The following is a 17298-nucleotide window of genomic DNA, read 5'->3' as shown; positions in this document are numbered from 1 at the left end:
GATGAGCGGGGAAGCTGCCGAAAAGTCTATTGCAATTGTCGGGGCCGGTCTTGTCGGTCTTGGCTGGGCCATCGTCTTTGCCCGTGCCGGATGCCGCGTCAACGTGTTCGACCACAGTGAGCGGATCATGGAGGAGCTTCCCGGGCAACTCGAAACGATCCTGGCTGATCTTGTCAGTTTCGAATTGCTGGAAGATGCTGATGCGGTCAGCGCTCGCATTACCCTGGCAGCGACACTGGCCGAGGCGGTGCGAGATGTCAGCTATGTGCAGGAATCCGTGCTGGAACAGGTGGACGTCAAACGCGCGCTTTATGCCGAGTTGGACGGGTTGCTGGGACCGGACACGATTGTCGGCTCTTCGTCGTCCGGCATTCCGGCGTCGCAATTTACCGAAGGGTTGTCAATCTCGCCGCGCTGTCTTGTGGCCCATCCGGTAAACCCGCCCTATCTGGTGCCGCTTGTGGAACTGGTTCCGGCAGCCTGGACCAGTGCGCAGAGCGTTGACGCCGCGTATCTGCTGATGCAGCAGGTTGGGCAACACCCGATCCGCATCAACCGTGAAGTCAACGGATTTGTCCTGAACCGGCTTCAGGGCGCTCTGCTGAGAGAGGCCTGGGCGCTGTTTGATGAAGGCTACTGCTCGGTTGAAGATATCGATGCAACCGTGTCGAAAGGCCTGGGGCTGCGCTGGTCCTTCATGGGCCCGTTTGAAACCATCGATCTGAACGCGCCGGGCGGCGTGGCAGATTATGCCCACCGGCTTGGTGATCTCTATCTGGAGCTTGCCCGCGAACGCACGGACCCGCAGCCGTGGAGCGAGGAGTTGATCGACCGCGTGGAAGCGGAGCGAAATCAGGTGCTCAGCCGGGATGCATTGCGTGACCGGACGCGCTGGCGCGACCGGCGGCTGATGGCTCTCGCCTCACATAAGCGCGACACCCAAGATAGTGTTTGAGTTGTAGGCCTAACCTGCCAGTTCCACTGGGAGCAGGGATCGCGGGAAGTTCTGAAAGGAAACAGGCCGCAACCAGCGCACAATAGCCAAAGATCCGACCGAAGTTGCGCGGATATCGGTGCTGGCCGGATAAGGTCCGCCATGCATCATCGCTGCGCTTACTTCCACGCCGGTGGGAAAGCCGTTGCAGAGCAGGCGTCCGGCCTTTTCTTCAAGTACGGGAAGCATCCGCGCGGCCAGACCCTCGTCGCCCTCATCCAGCTGTAATGTGATCGTCAGCTGGCCTTCAAGCGCATTGGCGAGCTCCAACATCTGCTCGCTATCATCGCATTCGACGAAAATCCCAACAGCGCCAAAAACTTCATGTTGCAAGGCGGGGTTCGCCATCCAGCTTGCTGCATCGATGCGAAAAGCGGCCGGGCTGGCCTGGCGGTTGTCGCCGCTGCCGGGGACTGTATCGATCCCGGTGACCGCTTCCATTTGAGCGGCAAAACCGGCCACGCCCTGATGATAGGCCGAGCCGATTGCCTCGGTCAGCATTTTTTGATCAGCGGTTGCCTCAAGCGCTTCTGCAGCGGCGGCCTGCAGGGCACCGAAGGCCGTATCTTTAACTGCAATCAGAACGCCGGGATTGGTGCAGAATTGCCCGGCCCCCATGGTCAGAGACCCGGCCCATCCGGTGCCGATTTCCGCAGCCCGCGCTGTCATGGCCCCAGGCAGGCAAAACACCGGATTGACCGAACCCAGCTCACCATAGAACGGGATCGGCTGCGGGCGGTTGTGACACAGATCATAAAGCGCCCGGCCGGCTTTCAGCGAGCCGGTGAAACCGACTGCGCGGATTTCGGGGTTTTGCACCAGCTCAATGCCGACCCGCGGACCCGCGCCTTGCAGAAACTGGAAGGTGGCTGCGGGCAGGCCGCAGGCTTTGATCGCACTGGCAATCGCCTGTGCAACGAGTTCCGCAACGCCGGCATGAGCGCCATGGCCTTTGACAATCACCGGGCAGCCGGCGGCCAGCGCCGAAGCGGTGTCGCCCCCTGCCGTGGAAAAGGCGAGCGGAAAATTTGATGCACCGAACACCGCGACGGGACCAATGGCTCTGTGGGTCAGGCGCAGATCGGGACGCGGCAGCGGCTGGCGGTCCGGCAGTTCCTTGTCGATGCGGATATCAAGAAAATCATCGTTTGAAATCAGCTCGGCAAACATGCGCAGCTGAGCCGTGGTGCGGCCACGCTCGCCGGCAAAGCGCGCTTCCGGCAGACCGGTCTCACGAACACCGGTTTTGGTGATTTCATCGCCCAGCACATCGATTTCCTCGGCGATGGCTTGCAGAAAAGCGGCGCGCTCCGGCCTTGGCGTCCGGCTGAACGGGCGAAACGCGGCGCGGGCGGCAGTGCAGGCCTCATTGATCTGGTCTGTGGTGGCCTGGGCAAATGCAAATCCGTCGAGATCTGCCGATGCGACGGTTTCGTTCGATCCGGTCCAGCGGCCATCAATCAGGTTCTTACCATGTAGCATTATAGGTCCTTTGCTCCTGTTGCCAGGATTTGAATTTGAAATCAGTGCGCGGCGCGCTGTCTGCTGGCCATGCGCAGCAGCAGGTTAAAGGCCTGGCGGGTGGCGCCAATATTGGCCTTGTTCTGACCGGCAATATCAAAGGCAGTGCCATGGGCCGGTGTGGCAATCGGGAAGGGCAGGCCGCCGGCCAAGGTCACGCCACGTTCAAAGCCCAGCAGCTTGATCGCGATCTGTCCCTGATCGTGATACATGGTGACAACCGCATCGACCTCGCCGCGTCTGGCTTTGAGAAACACCGTGTCTGATGGCCATGGCCCGGTGACATCCATCTGCCGGGCCTGACAGGCGCGCACTGCCGGTTCGAGAATATCGATTTCCTCACGGCCGAATTTGCCATTGTCGCCGGCATGCGGATTAAGCGCTGCGACAGCAATGGCAGGCCGGGTCTTGCCGGCCCTGATCAGGGTTTCGGCGGCCAGATTGACAGCGCGGATAATGCCGGCCTGAGTGATATTGGCAGCGACGTCCTTGAGGCCGATATGGCTGGTGACCCGTGTCGTCATCAGTTCATCAAGCACATTGATTTCGCTGTGATAGCCGGTAAAGCCGAGATAACGCGCCATATAGCGGTGCTCGTCGTCGGCGTTCAGCCCGGCTGCCGTCATTGCGCTCTTGTTGAATGGCGCAAACAGAATGCCGTCGACATGGCCCGCCACCGCCAGATCCATCGCCTTGTCGAGACAGCGAAGTGAGGTTGTGCCACCGGCAATGGTGATCTTTGCAATCTCGACAGCATCGGGCTCAATGGTGTGCAGATCGAGATGAGCAAGACCGGTGAATTGCGGCACGTCATCCTCGCTCAGCGTATTAAGCTCAACCGGCAGTGCGGCCTGTTCGGCGCCGCGCTGCCAGAGATGGGCGTCCCCGACCAGCAAAATGTCGGCTGCCGCGCGCACGCCGTCCTCGTTGAGCAATTTGGCGATCAGTTCAGGGCCGATGCCGGAGGGATCGCCGGGAATAATTGCAATTCTGGGACGTGTCATATTCAAGCCTGTTCTTCGGATATCCGGGCGGATTCGCGTTCGCTGAGCGCCTGGGCAATGTTTGTTTCTGCAGTTTTCAGATGGGCCTTGAGTGCGCGGGCGGCAGCTCTTGCGTCGCGGGCGAGCAGGGCGGCGACAATATCTGAATGTTCCTGGCGCGTGCTTATGCGGCCGGCACGGCGTTGCGAAGACAGGAAGCGGACGCGCCACAGGCGGGCGTTGTAGGCAGCGTGGGTCTCTGCAAGGGGCGGGTTTCCTGCGGCCCGCACAATTGCCTCGTGAAAGCGCATGTCCGCCTGAAATCCGGCCAGTTTGCCATCGCCATCATCGGTGTTGATCTCGGCAATGGCTTGATTGATTTTTGCGATCTCCTGCAATTCGCCATCGCTGGCGCGGACGCAGGCCAGTTCTCCGGCGACGGCTTCCAAAGCGCCCTGAACGCGCAGGCAATTGTTGATCTCATCAAGCGTGGGATTTGCCACGAAAGGCCGGCGCGCTGCAGTGAACTGCACCAGGCCTTCATTGGCCAGCAGGCGGATGGCTTCGCGCAGCGGAGTGCGACTGATGCCGAGCGCTTCTGACAATTCACGTTCGGGCAGGCTGATGCCGGGCGGCAGCTTTTCCAGAAGGATCATGCTGCGCAGGGTCTGGGCGGCATCTTCTGCAAGGCTGAGACTGCGCGACAGGCCGCCTTCCGTCTGCATCAGTCCTTTCAGGTTCACAACTTTGCTCATGTCATTTGCCCCAGTTCAGAACCACCGGATCCAGCGGACGGATCAGCTCGAGCAATTGCGCGCGCGTGTCGCTGTGCAAGGGGGCAATGGGATGGCGGCAGAAATCGGATTTGATAACGCCGCCCTCAACCATTGCAGCCTTGGCTGAACGAAACCCGCATTGGCGGTTTTCAAAATTCACCGCAGGCAGGACCCGCGCATAATGGGCCAGAGCGGCGCTGCGGTCGCCTGCAGCATGGGCGGTGATAACGGGTTTGATCTGATCGGGGATCATAGCCGAGGTCATCGATCCTGTCGCCCCGGCATCCAGATCGGCCATCAGGGTGATCGCCTCTTCGCCGTCAAAAGGTCCTTCAATTGCATTGCCGCCGGCGGCGATCAGGGCGCGCAGTTTGGCGGCGGCCTGGGCGCATTCGATCTTGAACAGTTTCAGCATGTCGATCTGCTGCGCCATTTTCACCAGCAGTGGTACCGGCAGATCAACCCCGGACAAGGGCGCGTCCTGCACCATGATCGGAATGCCGACTTCGCCGACACGGGCAAACTGCTGGAAAGTCTGTTCGGCGGTGCCGCGCATCAAGGCGCCATGATAGGGCGGCATCATCATCACGATGGCGGCTCCCAGCGTCTTGGCTTCCTCAGCCCGGGCGACCACAATATCGGTGGCAAAATGACTGATGGTGACGATCACCGGTACGCGCCCTGCAACATGTTCCAGCGAGACACGAGTGAGAAGCTTGCGTTCCTCGTCCGTGATCAGAAACTGCTCGGAAAAATTCGCCAGGATGCAGATGCCGTCTGAATTCTGATCGATCATACAGTCCAGAACGCGCTTCATGCCTTCAACATCAACTGTGCCATCGGCGTGGAACGGTGTTGGTGCGACGGGCCAGATACCTTGAAATTGTGCCATGAGAATTGCCTGTGGGTTTATTCGTTGATGTCGAAATGTTTGAGGTGCCTGTCGGTGATGGAAATTCCCAGCCCCGGCAAATCATCATCCAGTTGCAGATAGCCGTCGACCGCATCCGGGTCGCCGTCGAAAATATAGTAAAACAGCTCATTGCCGACTTCCACGTCGAAGACCGGGAAATATTCGCTGATCGGGCAATTCGCATTGGCCATGGTAAGGTGGTAATTATGCATCTGGCCGGCATGGGGTATAACCGGGATCTGATAGGCTTCGGCAATGGCGTTGATCTTTTGCGCCGCGGTAATACCGCCAACCCGGTTGGTGTCATATTGCAGAATGCTGACGGCTTTCCTGTCGATCAGATCCTTGCAGCCGATGACGGAATATTCATGCTCGCCGCCTGAAATCGGAACAATGCCCATGGCATTCAGCTCGGCATAGCCTGCGACATCGTCGGCTATGACCGGCTCTTCGAGCCAGCGCGGCTGGTATTTTTCAAGCTTCGGCAACATCCGCCTTGTGTAATCCAGGTTCCAGCCCATATAGCATTCCAGCATCAGATCATTGTCGTAGCCAATGACCTCGCGCAGTGCCTCCACCCGTTTCAGATTTTCCCGCATGCCGGGCATGCCATCCTTTGGGCCATAGCCAAAGCGGGATTTATAAGCTGTGTATCCATTTTTCATGGCGGCTTCCGCCTCGGCCTGCATGGCGGGTATAGTATCGGCATAAAGCTTTGAATAATAGACCGGAATCTTTTCCTTGGTGCGCCCGCCCAATAATTTGAACACGGGCTTGCCGACCTGTTTGCCCATCAGGTCCCAGATTGCGATATCAATCGCCGAAATGGCGGTCATGCCGATGCCCTTGCGGCCCCAGGCGTGGCTGCGGCGGTACATTTTCTCCCAGATATAAGCGTAGTCGAACGGGTCCTCACCGATGACAAGCGGCGCGTAATACTCGTCGATTGCCTTTTTCACCAATGCGGGCGCAAGGGCGGCATTGCCGATGCCGATTGTGCCGTCTTCGCTTTCCACCTCGCAGGTCAGCCATTGATGGAAGCGGAAGGAGGACATCGCATCGCCGCGCTCCCACAGCAGATCGGAGGCATTCGTGCAAAAATTGCCCTTCGGCGGAACGGTGGGGCCGGTCCAGTTCCAAACCCGGCAACGGATCGATTTGATACGGCTCATGATGGAGATCCTTCCCTGAGTCTCATCCGTGACCGGACGATGAATTTCCACAGCGCCGGTCCGAACAGTGCAAAGGCTGTGAGAATGAGGAAAAACGCCGACAGCGGCCGGGTCGCGATCATCCACCACTGCTCGTCGAGCATCACCATCGACTGGCCAAGGCGCTGCTCAAGCATGCCACCAAGGATCAGACCGATGGCCAGAGGCACAACGGAAAACCCGTATACCCGCATGAAATATCCGACAATGCCAGAAATCAGTGCAATCCAGACATCGAACATCGACTGATCCAGCGCATAAGCGCCGACAATCGAAAAGATGAAGACGGTGGGCCACAGGATCGGAACCGGGATCAATGTGACGCGGGCAAAGATTTTTGCGCCGTACAGCCCAATGCCGAGAAACAGCAGATTGACGAACAGCATCGACCAGAAAATGGCAAAGGCGAAATCGGCCTGTTCGGTGAACATGGTGGGTCCGGGGCGCAGACCATGGACCAGCAATCCGGCAAGGATCACCGCTGCGGTCGGGCTTCCGGGAATGCCAAGCGCCAGGGTCGGCACCATTGCACCGCCGGTAGCGGCATTGTTGGCAGCTTCCGACCCGGCAATGCCTTCAATGGCGCCATGTCCGAATTCTTCCGGCGTCTTCGACCAGCGCCGCGCTTCATTGTAACCGATCATCGAGGCGACCGTAGCGCCTTCGGCGGGCAGGATTCCGATAAAGGTACCGATTCCTGAGGAACGCAGAATGGTTTTCCAGACCCGGCGGTAATCCTCGCGAGAGGGCAGTTTGATCGCCTTCATGGTGATCTGTTTGCGCTTCAGATGCAGCGACGAGGCTTGTGACAACAGCTCGGAAATCCCGAAAACCCCGATCATGACCGGGACAAAACCGATCCCCTCATAGAGTTCCGGGACATCAAAGGTGAAGCGTTTGACCGAAGTCAGAAGATCGGTACCGAGCGTGGCGAGAAGAATGCCAAAAGCGCCGGCGATCAGATTCTTGATCGGCGAACCGCCGCCAACGCTGACCAGCATTGACAGGCCAAACAGGGTCAGGGCGAAATACTCCGGCGGTGCAAAATTATAGGCGGCGCGAGCCAGAATCGGTGCAGCCAGCATTAGAACAATGACGCTGAACACGCCGCCGAAGGTTGAGGAGACCACGGCAAGGCCAAGGGCGCGTCCAGCCTCGCCGCGCAATGCCATCGGATAGCCGTCAAGGCAGGTCGTCGCACTGGCCGATGTGCCGGGTGTGTTGATCAGAATTGCGGTAATGGCACCGGCGAACGTCGCCGAGCAGTAGATAGCGGTCAGGATCGAGATCGCGGCGACAGGCTGCATGGTCAGGGTGAACGGAAGAAGCAGTGCCGCGCCGGTGGTTGCATTGAGGCCGGGGAGTGCGCCGATTATGACGCCGCCAAAGGTTGCCGCGACCAGCAGCGCAATCAGGCCGGGATCGGTGAGGGCCATGAACCCGTTGAAAAAAGCATCCATGGCGCTCACCCGTACCAGACAGAGGTCAGCAATCCGTGGGGGAAGCGGATTTTGAAGACCAGATCAAACATAAAGAACACCAGCGCCGGTATCACTATGCTGACAATGGCGATGCGGTGGGGGCGGCGTTCGCCCCACAGAAGGGTCAGGGCTGCTGCAAATATGCCGAGGGCAAGAAACAGATCGATCTGGATCAGTGCGACAAAGACCAGCATCAGCAGCATAGTCATCCATGATTTCGACGTGATGCGCTCGACGATGCGGACCGGATCCTTCCACACCATCAACAAGGTCAGGCTAATGATCAGCAGGCTGACGAGTTGCGGGAAATCGGACGGTTGAATGCCGCGTTTGAGGATCGGCGGCATCTTCTTGAACGTCGTCGTGACATAGATGGCTACGAGGCAGAAGAGGATGATAGTGACCGGAACCAGCCATCTGGCCAGCCCGTCAGGATGAGATGATCTTTTCATGGGGGCCGCCTGATGTGCCCCCTGACCCGATAAGGAACAGGGGGCTTGCATGGAAGTTTACTCGATGAAGCCGAGCTCTTTCAGCGCGGACGCCATTTCGGTAACCATGGTATTCAGCTGATTGCCCCATTCCTTGGAACCGGCAACAGAAGAGGAATCCAGTCCGACCGACGTCAGAAATCCCTGATAGACGCTGTGCTGCATGGATTTCATCAACGCCTCTTCAATCTTGGCGGCTACATCATCCGGCGTATCCTTGTGGACGACAAAGCCACGCACAGTGGAGAAGCTGACCGGAATGTCCATTTCCTTTGCGGTGGACACGTCAGGCAGCGCCGACATGCGTTTGTCGGCCAGCACGACAATCGGGCAGACATCACCCGACTCGATCTGACTGCCGGCTTCGGCAAGGTTCAAAACCGCTGCATCGACCGCACCGGCAACCAGTTGGGTGGCCAGTTCGCCGCCGCCGTCAAAGGGCAGGATTTTCGGGGTTTTCATGCCACCCTTCTTGGTGAACATGAAGGCGGATACATCATCGATATTGCCCAGATGCGTCGTGCCGTAAGTGATCGGCTCGTCTTTCTGCTGCGCTACAAAATCAGCGGCATCGGCATAGACACCGCATTTCACCATCAGGATCTGGGGATCGTCGGTGCCGCGGGCGATGGGGCGGATATCATCCAGCGTCATTTTGGTTTCATTCTTGGCCAGTTCGGCGGCATGGCCGATGGTGAAGGTCAGAATGGAATAGCCATCTGCCGGCTGGGTGAGGTAGTAATCCATGGCAACAACGCCGCCGCCGCCGCGCTTGTTGACGACAACCATATCGGCGTTCAGCTCACGCCGCGCCCGCAGCATCATCATGCGGGTGGTGACATCCGTGCCGCCGCCATTGCCGGCATGGGTGATGACTTCAATGGTTTTTGACGGATATTCCTGGGCCTCAGCCTGGCCACCTGGCATCAGGCTGCTCAGGGCCAGCGCGGATGCGCCGGCAATCAAGCTCAGCGTGCGCGCTGTCGCAGTGTGTGTGCTGTGGTGTTTCATAGTGTCCTCCCGGTTTGTATCGACCCTTTTCGCTTGGACAAAAAGGGTTTTTGGTATTCAGGTATACCATAACTCAAATTGCCTAAAGAATGTCCGCCGCCGAGTCAAGCGCGCGGCGCAGGATTTGTCGAAGCCTGAAATATCAAAGAAATCCAGAAGGGAGAGCGTTCGCAAACGTTGTGTTGAAAGTGGCCGTTTCTATGACAGAGCGGATACAGCCACACCGGCTTTGGGCTCTAGCGGCGCGCTTTTCGCCAGCCCTGAGCCTTGGCTTCCGCCTCGGAACAGAACCAGCGTTCACCGCGGGTCCAGGAAATGACTGTCTCGTCGTAAAAAAACTGACCGGGAACATGATAGATGCGTTCCCCGCTATTCAGGCTGACATTGCCTTTGATCAGACAGTTGCTGTTGAACGCAGGACTAATGCCCGCAACAGTGCGCGCAGCCGGTCGAAAGACGTCGCGCATATACCTGTTTTCAAGGAAATCCTGACCATATAAAACCGTCATGAATGCCACGAAAAACAAGATTGCGCGCGTTATCAGGCGAATGCCGCCGGCGAATATTCCCGTCTGCTTGCTTCGTTTGCTGCGCATGTTTGGCAACTTTCCCATTGATACAGCGTATCAATCAGAGGTTGCTATGCTGTAAAATTAGCCGGAATAATTTGATCGAATAATCGGACGCCCAACGATTGCCATGGGTCACAGGCCTGGCAGGTCGCGATAAGGGCAGCAGTTTGAAAAAATCACACAACGGGAACGAGGTCAGCCAAGGTTGTGAGGCTGTGGCGAGGGAGTACGGTGTCCGCGTGAGACTGAAGAGTCAGACACGAAACGAATCACAATTAGCTAATAATTATTGTTGAATTTTTATCGCAATATGCGATATATGGCCTATGAAGCAGGTGACCTACACAAAGCAAGCGATCAAAATGCTCTCCAGAATGCCAGCCAGCACATTAAGGACTATCAGGGCAAAGATCGCGATTTATGCTGAAACACCAGAGAAGCTTTCGGCGAATGTAAAGAAGCTGCAGGGTGTTGAGGGCTTTCGCCTGCGTGTTGGCGACTGGCGCGTTATCTTCAACGAAGATGCGCAGGTTGTTGCCGTTTTGAAAGTTGCCCCGCGTGGCAGCGCATACAGTTAGGAAATATCATGGACGTACAATTTATCAGAGCCCCCGATGGCAGCGAAATGGTTGTGTTGCCTCGTGTTGAATTTGAAAAGCTTCAAGACGCTGTTGAAGACATTCAGGATGCGCAGGCACATCGTGATATCGAACGCAAACTTGCAAGCGGAGAGGAAGAGCAGATCCCTTTTGAATTCGCAAACCGTCTCATCGACGGCGAAAACCCAATTCGTGTCTGGCGTGAATACCGCGGTCTTAAAGCTGTCGAACTTGCCGGGAAAGCAGGTGTCAGCCAAGCCTACCTGTCCGAGATTGAAACCGGGAAGAAAGAGGGCCGTGTGAGCACGCTGTCAGCCATAGCTGGTGTGTTGGGCCTTACAATTGATGATCTGGTTTAAGAGTTGAGATCATATGACAATGGGGTCAGCCAATTGTCCTCGGCCTTCATTTCCCACCGCAGCAGGTCTGTGGGGCGCGTGGCTTTCGCCCACTCTTCGAGCATTGCCTGATCTGCGCCATTGGTAGCAAGACTGGCGGAAATTGCATTTGGGTCCCAGCCGGCGAGCACACGATCAAGCAGCCGTTGCCCTACGCCTGCAAAAGCCGGATCATCGATCAGGTCACGCAATTCCGGGGGGTCGTCCTGCAGATCGAACAGCTGATCGCGATGACCGTGATGATAGATGTATTTATAGCGACCAAGGCGCACCATGCGTTGGATTACTTCACGCCCGCCGGCCCAGGGTGGTACCCCGTCATTGACATATTCGCAGAAGGTCTCGTCACTCCACGGCATCGCCGGATTTTCAAACACGCCAGCAAAACTCTGGCCCTGGCTGTTCGGAAGTTCTTTGGCACCCGCGATGTCCAGCATCGTCGCCGTCACATCGGTCAGATTGACAATGGACTCGCAGCTCTGATTGGCAGGTATGACGCCTGGCAGGCTCATGATCAATGGAACTTTTGCGGCTTCGTCGTACAGCGTGGATTTCCACCATAATCCGCGATTGCCCAAATGCTCGCCGTGATCAGACGTATAAATGACAAGCGTGTTATCAGACAGGCCAGCCTGCTTCAGCGCGGAAAGCACACGCCCGATCATCGTGTCCAGCGTTTCCACGAGCCCGTAATAGGCAGTGCGTGCACGCATGGTTTCAGTGGGTGTGGCGTCAGCAACTCCGCGATCCTTGCGCCACCATTCATAGTGCGGATGTTCGTCTTCAGGCGGCGCGATCGAGGGTGGCGGCACCTTGCCCTTGTAGGCTTCAAATAATTCGGGCGAACATACATAGGGTGCGTGCGGCAATATCCAGCCGATCGTCAGTGCAAATGGCCGGCTGTCACCGTCAGCCCGGCGCCGCCCGATTTCTTCCAACTGGTCAATCGCTGCTTCTGTCACAGCATGATCATAGGTTTCATAAGCCGACCGGCCGGGGCCAGATGCGGTGAGGCTGTCTCGCCACGGATCATTGGCTTTTGCCAGTGGTCCAAGATCATGTGCCACACCACCCAGCCAATTTGCCGAATGATCGCCAACCAACCGGCGGCTGTAACCGCGCATCTGATCAGGCCCTATTGAGTGCATGCGCCCGGCCAACACAGTATCGTAGCCCGCCGCCCCCAGCGAATGCGCAAAAGTCGGGATGCCTGATGGCAGGATGTCGCGATTGGTCCAGGCACTCTGGCGATGGGGTTCACGCGCGGTGAGAAACGACATGCGCGAGGGCAGGCAGATAGGAGAGGGACAATAGCAATTCGTAAAGAGCGTGCCGCTGTTCGCCAGTTTGTCGAGGTTTGGCGTCTTTACGATCGCATCGCCATAACATCCGGCAATGGGAGCGTGCTGGTCGGAATAAAGCAGCAGAATGTCAGGTTGAGGCTTGGTCATTTCTAGGTCCACTGAATGCGGTTCATTCTGGTTTGGCATCGAGCCAATTATGGTCAGATTGCATCTGCCACATGTAAGCGCTGGGGGGATTGACCTGTTGCGCCCATTTCTGCAGAAGCGCCTTGGCATCAAGCGTCTCCTCGATTTGCGCACGAACAGCGTCGGGATCCCAGCCGCGCAACACCGCTTCGGTCAATTGCTTGACGATGCTCGCGTGGGCGCTATCGCCGGCAAGATCGCATTCTTCGAGAGGATCTTCATCAAGGTCAAAGAGCTGTGGCACAAACCCGTGATAGTAGATCAATTTGTAGCGGCCCTGTCGGATCATGCGGTTCTGGCTGGTGCCGGCAATGCCCCAGTCAAAACGTGAGCCGTGGCAATATTCAGAAAAGGCACAATCGATCCAGGGGGCATCGGCCGAGCGGGCAACGTTAAGAAAACTGATGCCGTCCGATTCGGGCAATGCCGGCGCACCTGCGGCCTCCAACATGGTTGCGGTCAGATCAATGAGATTGACAACCTGATGGCGCCGTTCGCCTGCCGGCAGCGTGCCAGGCCAGCGCAGGATCATCGGAACCTTGACGGACTCTTCGTAGAAGGTGTGTTTCCACCACATCCCGTGGGCACCCAGTTGCTCGCCATGATCGGAGGCATAGACAACGAGCGTATTGTCCGCGAGACCGAGCGCTTCCAGCCGATCCAGAACCTTGCCAATCGCCCGATCCATTGACGCGACCAAGCCATAATAGGCGGCACGGGCGCGCTTTTCTTCGGCCTCGGAAACGTCGGTAATCCCGCATTTTTCACGCCATTGTGCCAACCACGGATGTTCATGGCCGGGCTGCGGGCTTCGCGGATGCGCAAGTCCGACAAGATCCTCGAAGCGTTTGAAATCGTCGGCTCGGGCGACGAAGGGTGCATGGGGCAGCATCAGACCGCACGTCATGGCAAAGCGCTGGCGCGTCCCTTGTGCAATCTCGGCGGCAAATTGATCGAGTTCCAGCAGTGTGGCTTCGATCACATCCTTGTCTTTGACTTCATAAGCGCTTTGCCCGCTGCCGGAATTCAGCAGGCTGCGCCGGTCAGGTGAGGCAGTGCCTTGCAGAGGACCCATATCGACGCGCGCAACACCGCTCCAATTGGAATGGTGATCGCCGACTTCCCGGCGCGCATAGCCGAGCAGTTGATCGGGGCCGACCGAATGCAAACGCCCGACCAGCACGGGGTCCAGCCCCGCCGCGCCAAGGGCATGGGCGAAGGTCGGGATGCCCGAATGCAGGATGTCCTGATTGCCCCAGACACGATTGCGATAGGGATGGCGTGCTGTCATCGCCGACATTCTGGAGGGGGTACAAATCGGTGATGAGCAATAGGCATTGTCAAACACAACACCGCCTGCGGCAAGCTTGTCGAGATTGGGCGTCTCGGCCAGCGGATCGCCGCTATAGCCAGCAACCCGTGCAGAATGCTGATCAGAAAAGATAAAAAGCAGGTTCGGTTGATCAGACATGCAGCACAAGAACCCCCCAATACCCGCTTCAATCCACGCGGGCGATACCCATTATGTACTCGAGAACATTTGCTATGTAAAGAAAAACGGGGTTGCGGTGTTTTACAAGGTTCGGGGCAGGAAGTTATTCGGTGAAATAGCTTCAGGTGCTGTCGCGATGAATGATTTGGGTTGCGACGCATATCCGTCTGATTTCGCTTTCGCCATCCTGGGTCAGACGCAGGATTTCCTGTGCACCCTGTTGCGCAATCTTTTCAAAAGGCGCGTCCAGACTGGTCAGACCCGGCTGGACGACGGAAGCCAGTTCCGTTCCGTCAAACGCAGATAACGCTACATCGCGTGGCACGCGCAGTCCGTTCAACAAACAGAACTGCAAAGCGCCGACCGCCACCATATCACTGGCAAACAGCATCGCATCTGGTATCTGATCTGCGGCCGCAAGCCTGCTCATAAGTTCGAAGCCTTCAATGAAGGTCGGGTTTGCCTTCAACTCCAGGCCGCGCACCTCCAAAGCATTCGCAGCCGCGAATTCATCATCATGGCCAACTGGAAAAAATGTACCGCCAGCGTTCCTGATCCCGTCAGCAAAACCGGTGACGCGCTTGATGTTCATGGAACTTAACGGATTGGCAGAATGGACATAGGTCAAGCGCCGGTAGCCGCGCTCGAGAAGATGCCGGGATAATTGCAGTGCCGCTGCGCGCTGATCGTATCCGATACAGGCAATCGGGCCGTTCTCGTCATAATTCAACAGTTCGATGCTGGGCGAACGGGTGTTGCGCAGGGTTTCGCGCATATTGTCGCTGAGTTGGGCGCCAAACAGAACAATTGCGGCCGGGCGCCATCCGGCCAATTCACGCAGTGTGGTTTCGCGCTGTTCCTCCGCGTCAAGCAGTGGAAACAGATTGACAATCAGACCACCAGCATGCAGCTGCAATGCAAGTTGCTCCAGCATGGAGCCATAAACCCCCGCCATCTGGGGTGGCGTCACCAGTGTTACTATTTTGCTGCGCTCGGATCTCAGCCCGCGCGCGACCTGATCGGGTATGTAACCCGCTTTTGCGATGGCCTTGTTTATGCGCTGGAGCGTCTCGTCAGCCACCAGATCGGGCCGCGACAAAGCTCTTGAAACCGTGATCCGATTGACGTTGGCTTCGCGCGCAATATCAATCATCCGGGGACGTTTGTATTTGGCATCTTTCACGTCGGTGTCCCGGTTTGTGGAATGAATTGCAACCTTAAGACAATTCATTGTTTCAGGGAAACGCAGTGCAGCTCCATATGGTTGCCCCGCCGCGGTATCGAATGCGCTGCGCGCCTCGCTTGGTAAAGTCAGTTATCCGTTCAGATCGATATACAGAATCTGCGTGAAGACATATTGCAGGACTGCCCCAAGAATCAGTCCGGATACCACGCCATACACAGCATCGCGCCAGCCTGGCCGATGCGACAACAGAAGGGTCGCACAAGCGACAAAGGCACCGCTGGCCAGATAGAGCGGAAGAATATGATAAACCAGAGCGGCGACGAACAGCGCAGTCGCAATTGAAAAAAGCGCGGTTTTCCGCACAATTGCAGAATCTACCATCAATGGTGGCGGCGGTTGACGCAGATTGCGACGGAGCTGAAAGCCAATTTGAACCAACACCAGCAAACCAACCAGAATGGCGACAGCCGAAGGCAGGAAATCCGGGCCAACTGCATCAAATACCGGCCCTTTGGTCTTGCCGGTGCCCATCAGTATGATCGCGCAGAAGATCAAAATGGCGATTTCCACGTGAAGCCCGGCGACAATCGCCAGTACCGAAGCGGCTGTCTGCTCTTGGCTCTCGTGGTCATCCATTTTTGCGGATCCTGAACATGAAATACCACATGATTCCCGTCAGAACCATGCAGGCAACGGGTATTGGTGTGAATACCAAAGGCAGGATATCACCGTCAGTATACATGGTCGCGTTACGAAATGAAGTTTCGGCAAGAGGGGCAAGCACCAGGCCGATGACCAGTGGCGCAAGCGGATAATTGCGCCGCTCCATTCCAAAGCCGACGACAGAAAATCCCAACATCACCAGAACGTCAAACCAGCTGTTAGCCAGCGCAAACGAGCCGATGACACTGAGAACCAGAATTCCCGGCAGCAGCAGCTTGGTGGGAACGGCAGCAATGCGGGCAATCCAGGGCGTGATCAGATACATCAGGGCGAGCATGATGACATTGGCGATGAGGACTGAGGCAAGGATGGTTTGGACAAATTCCGGATTGGACCGGTAGAGGCCGGGTCCGGGCTGCAAGCCATGAATGACGAGCCCGCCAATCAGGATCGCATCGACCACGCTGCCGGGTATTCCAAGCGCAATCAGGGGCACCAATGCACCGCCGACGGTTGCATTGTTGGCGCTTTCCGAAGCGATCACGCCTTCTTCCGATCCGTGGCCGTATTTTTCCGGTTCGCTGGAGAACGACTTTGCGACAGAATAGGCAAAGGCGGAGCCGATATTGGCGCCGACACCGGGTAGAATACCAATCCATGTGCCAATCACCGAGGACCGCACCAAATTGACACCATGCCGCCGCAAGTCGCTCAGCGACATGAACATGCCATGGAGCGATTGGCTGATCCCGCTTTGCACCCGCCCTTTGCCCGGCTTGATGATCTCCGAGAGTATCTGATTGCCGGCAAACAGGCCGACCAGAACCGGAAGCAGTTTGAACCCGTCGCGCAGTTCCGCAATGCCGTAAGTGAAGCGGTAATTGCCGCCAATCGGGTCAAGCCCGGGCAGGGCGATGAGAATGCCCAGAAGCCCGGCGATCAGTCCCTTGATCATGTTGCCCTTGCTCAGCACAACCAGCAAAAGCAGCGCCATGACGATCATCGAGAAAAAATCAAATTCGGTAAATCTTACGGCAATCCGGCTGAGCGGCTCTGCCAGGGCAATCAGAAACATCCATGATATGATACCGCCAATGAAGCTGGCCGCGATACCCAGTCCGATGGCGCGCCCGGCCTTTCCATTCTGGGTCATCGGATAACCGTCAAACGTCGTCATTACCGACGCTGCGGTTCCCGGCATGCGCATCAAGACCGCAGTAATCAGCGATCCGGATACGGCGCCCACATACATTGCGATCAACATCGCAATCGCGTTGACGGCTTCCATTGTGAATGTGAATGGCAGGCTCAGTGCGATCAACATCGACCCTGTCAGGCCCGGTATTGCCCCGATGGTAATGCCGAGAAACACACCGATTGTGATGTAGAGCAGCGTTACCGGCGCCAGCGCCTGCAGCAAAGGGGCAAGAAAATCCATGTCGGCTTTCGCTTGATTGAGTTATTCCGGCGACAGTTTGGATAATTGCGGCCGGTCCAAAATGAACCGGCCGTACTCT

17 protein-coding genes are annotated in these 17298 nt (G+C 57.2%); 3 read left to right on the top strand and 14 right to left on the bottom strand.

Annotated elements, in window-relative coordinates; translation table 11 throughout:
• The first annotated feature begins 1 nt into the window (after position 1).
• Positions 2 to 955, top strand: a complete 954-nt coding sequence (locus RAL88_RS10705; RefSeq protein WP_306269429.1) for a 3-hydroxyacyl-CoA dehydrogenase — start codon at positions 2 to 4, stop codon at positions 953 to 955.
• Positions 956 to 964: 9 nt separating this feature from the next.
• Here RAL88_RS10705 and RAL88_RS10700 read toward each other — a convergent pair whose 3' ends face one another.
• The 9 genes from RAL88_RS10700 to RAL88_RS10660 form a co-directional block, all read right to left on the bottom strand.
• Entirely contained in the window at positions 965 to 2476 is a 1512-nt protein-coding gene (locus tag RAL88_RS10700; RefSeq protein WP_306269427.1) for an aldehyde dehydrogenase (NADP(+)), read from the bottom strand.
• Between the two features lie 41 nt (positions 2477 to 2517).
• A complete protein-coding gene (locus RAL88_RS10695) occupies positions 2518 to 3519 on the bottom strand; it encodes a 4-hydroxythreonine-4-phosphate dehydrogenase PdxA (protein WP_306269425.1) in 1002 nt (333 codons plus the stop codon).
• Positions 3520 to 3521: 2 nt separating this feature from the next.
• The gene (locus tag RAL88_RS10690; protein WP_306269424.1) at positions 3522 to 4253 is read right to left on the bottom strand and encodes a GntR family transcriptional regulator; all 732 of its coding nucleotides are present in this window, start codon (positions 4251 to 4253) and stop codon (positions 3522 to 3524) included.
• A 1-nt stretch (position 4254) separates the two neighbouring features.
• Positions 4255 to 5166 carry a dihydrodipicolinate synthase family protein gene (locus RAL88_RS10685; protein WP_306269422.1) on the bottom strand — a complete coding sequence of 304 codons (912 nt, stop codon included), beginning with the start codon at positions 5164 to 5166 and terminating at the stop codon, positions 4255 to 4257.
• 17 nt (positions 5167 to 5183) lie between these two features.
• Positions 5184 to 6359 (bottom strand): L-rhamnonate dehydratase, encoded by a 1176-nt coding sequence (locus tag RAL88_RS10680; protein ID WP_306269421.1) that lies wholly within the window; start codon positions 6357 to 6359, stop codon positions 5184 to 5186.
• Complete coding sequence (locus RAL88_RS10675) at positions 6356 to 7858, bottom strand: tripartite tricarboxylate transporter permease (protein WP_306269420.1); 1503 nt, start codon at positions 7856 to 7858, stop codon at positions 6356 to 6358. The genes RAL88_RS10680 and RAL88_RS10675 overlap by 4 nt, the downstream gene beginning before the upstream one ends.
• A 5-nt stretch (positions 7859 to 7863) precedes the next feature.
• A complete protein-coding gene (locus tag RAL88_RS10670) occupies positions 7864 to 8331 on the bottom strand; it encodes a tripartite tricarboxylate transporter TctB family protein (RefSeq protein WP_306269419.1) in 468 nt (155 codons plus the stop codon).
• A 57-nt stretch (positions 8332 to 8388) separates the two neighbouring features.
• The gene (locus RAL88_RS10665; RefSeq protein ID WP_306269417.1) at positions 8389 to 9381 is read right to left on the bottom strand and encodes a tripartite tricarboxylate transporter substrate binding protein; all 993 of its coding nucleotides are present in this window, start codon (positions 9379 to 9381) and stop codon (positions 8389 to 8391) included.
• 236 nt (positions 9382 to 9617) lie between these two features.
• Positions 9618 to 9977, bottom strand: a complete 360-nt coding sequence (locus RAL88_RS10660) for a hypothetical protein (RefSeq protein WP_306269416.1) — start codon at positions 9975 to 9977, stop codon at positions 9618 to 9620.
• Between the two features lie 302 nt (positions 9978 to 10279).
• Here RAL88_RS10660 and RAL88_RS10655 point away from each other — a divergent pair, with 302 nt between their 5' ends.
• Positions 10280 to 10531, top strand: a complete 252-nt coding sequence (locus RAL88_RS10655) for a type II toxin-antitoxin system RelE/ParE family toxin (RefSeq protein ID WP_306269414.1) — start codon at positions 10280 to 10282, stop codon at positions 10529 to 10531.
• A gap of 8 nt (positions 10532 to 10539) precedes the next feature.
• Complete coding sequence (locus RAL88_RS10650) at positions 10540 to 10911, top strand: helix-turn-helix domain-containing protein (protein ID WP_306269412.1); 372 nt, start codon at positions 10540 to 10542, stop codon at positions 10909 to 10911.
• Here RAL88_RS10650 and RAL88_RS10645 read toward each other — a convergent pair.
• The 5 genes from RAL88_RS10645 to RAL88_RS10625 all read right to left on the bottom strand — a co-directional run bounded on the left by RAL88_RS10645 (position 10908) and on the right by RAL88_RS10625 (position 17219).
• The gene (locus RAL88_RS10645; protein WP_306269410.1) at positions 10908 to 12401 is read right to left on the bottom strand and encodes a sulfatase-like hydrolase/transferase; all 1494 of its coding nucleotides are present in this window, start codon (positions 12399 to 12401) and stop codon (positions 10908 to 10910) included. The genes RAL88_RS10650 and RAL88_RS10645 overlap by 4 nt on opposite strands.
• Before the next feature lie 22 nt (positions 12402 to 12423).
• Positions 12424 to 13911 carry a sulfatase-like hydrolase/transferase gene (locus tag RAL88_RS10640; RefSeq protein ID WP_306269408.1) on the bottom strand — a complete coding sequence of 496 codons (1488 nt, stop codon included), beginning with the start codon at positions 13909 to 13911 and terminating at the stop codon, positions 12424 to 12426.
• A 142-nt stretch (positions 13912 to 14053) separates the two neighbouring features.
• On the bottom strand, positions 14054 to 15115 hold the full coding sequence (locus RAL88_RS10635) for a LacI family DNA-binding transcriptional regulator (protein ID WP_306269406.1): 1062 nt from the start codon (positions 15113 to 15115) through the stop codon (positions 14054 to 14056).
• A gap of 132 nt (positions 15116 to 15247) precedes the next feature.
• A complete protein-coding gene (locus tag RAL88_RS10630; protein ID WP_306269405.1) occupies positions 15248 to 15754 on the bottom strand; it encodes a tripartite tricarboxylate transporter TctB family protein in 507 nt (168 codons plus the stop codon).
• The gene (locus RAL88_RS10625; protein WP_306269403.1) at positions 15747 to 17219 is read right to left on the bottom strand and encodes a tripartite tricarboxylate transporter permease; all 1473 of its coding nucleotides are present in this window, start codon (positions 17217 to 17219) and stop codon (positions 15747 to 15749) included. The genes RAL88_RS10630 and RAL88_RS10625 overlap by 8 nt, the downstream gene beginning before the upstream one ends.
• Between the last annotated feature and the right edge of the window lie 79 nt (positions 17220 to 17298).

The organism is Pararhizobium sp. IMCC3301 (assembly GCF_030758315.1).
Lineage (GTDB): Bacteria > Pseudomonadota > Alphaproteobacteria > Rhizobiales.
This window is presented reverse-complemented; position numbering and strand designations above follow the sequence as displayed.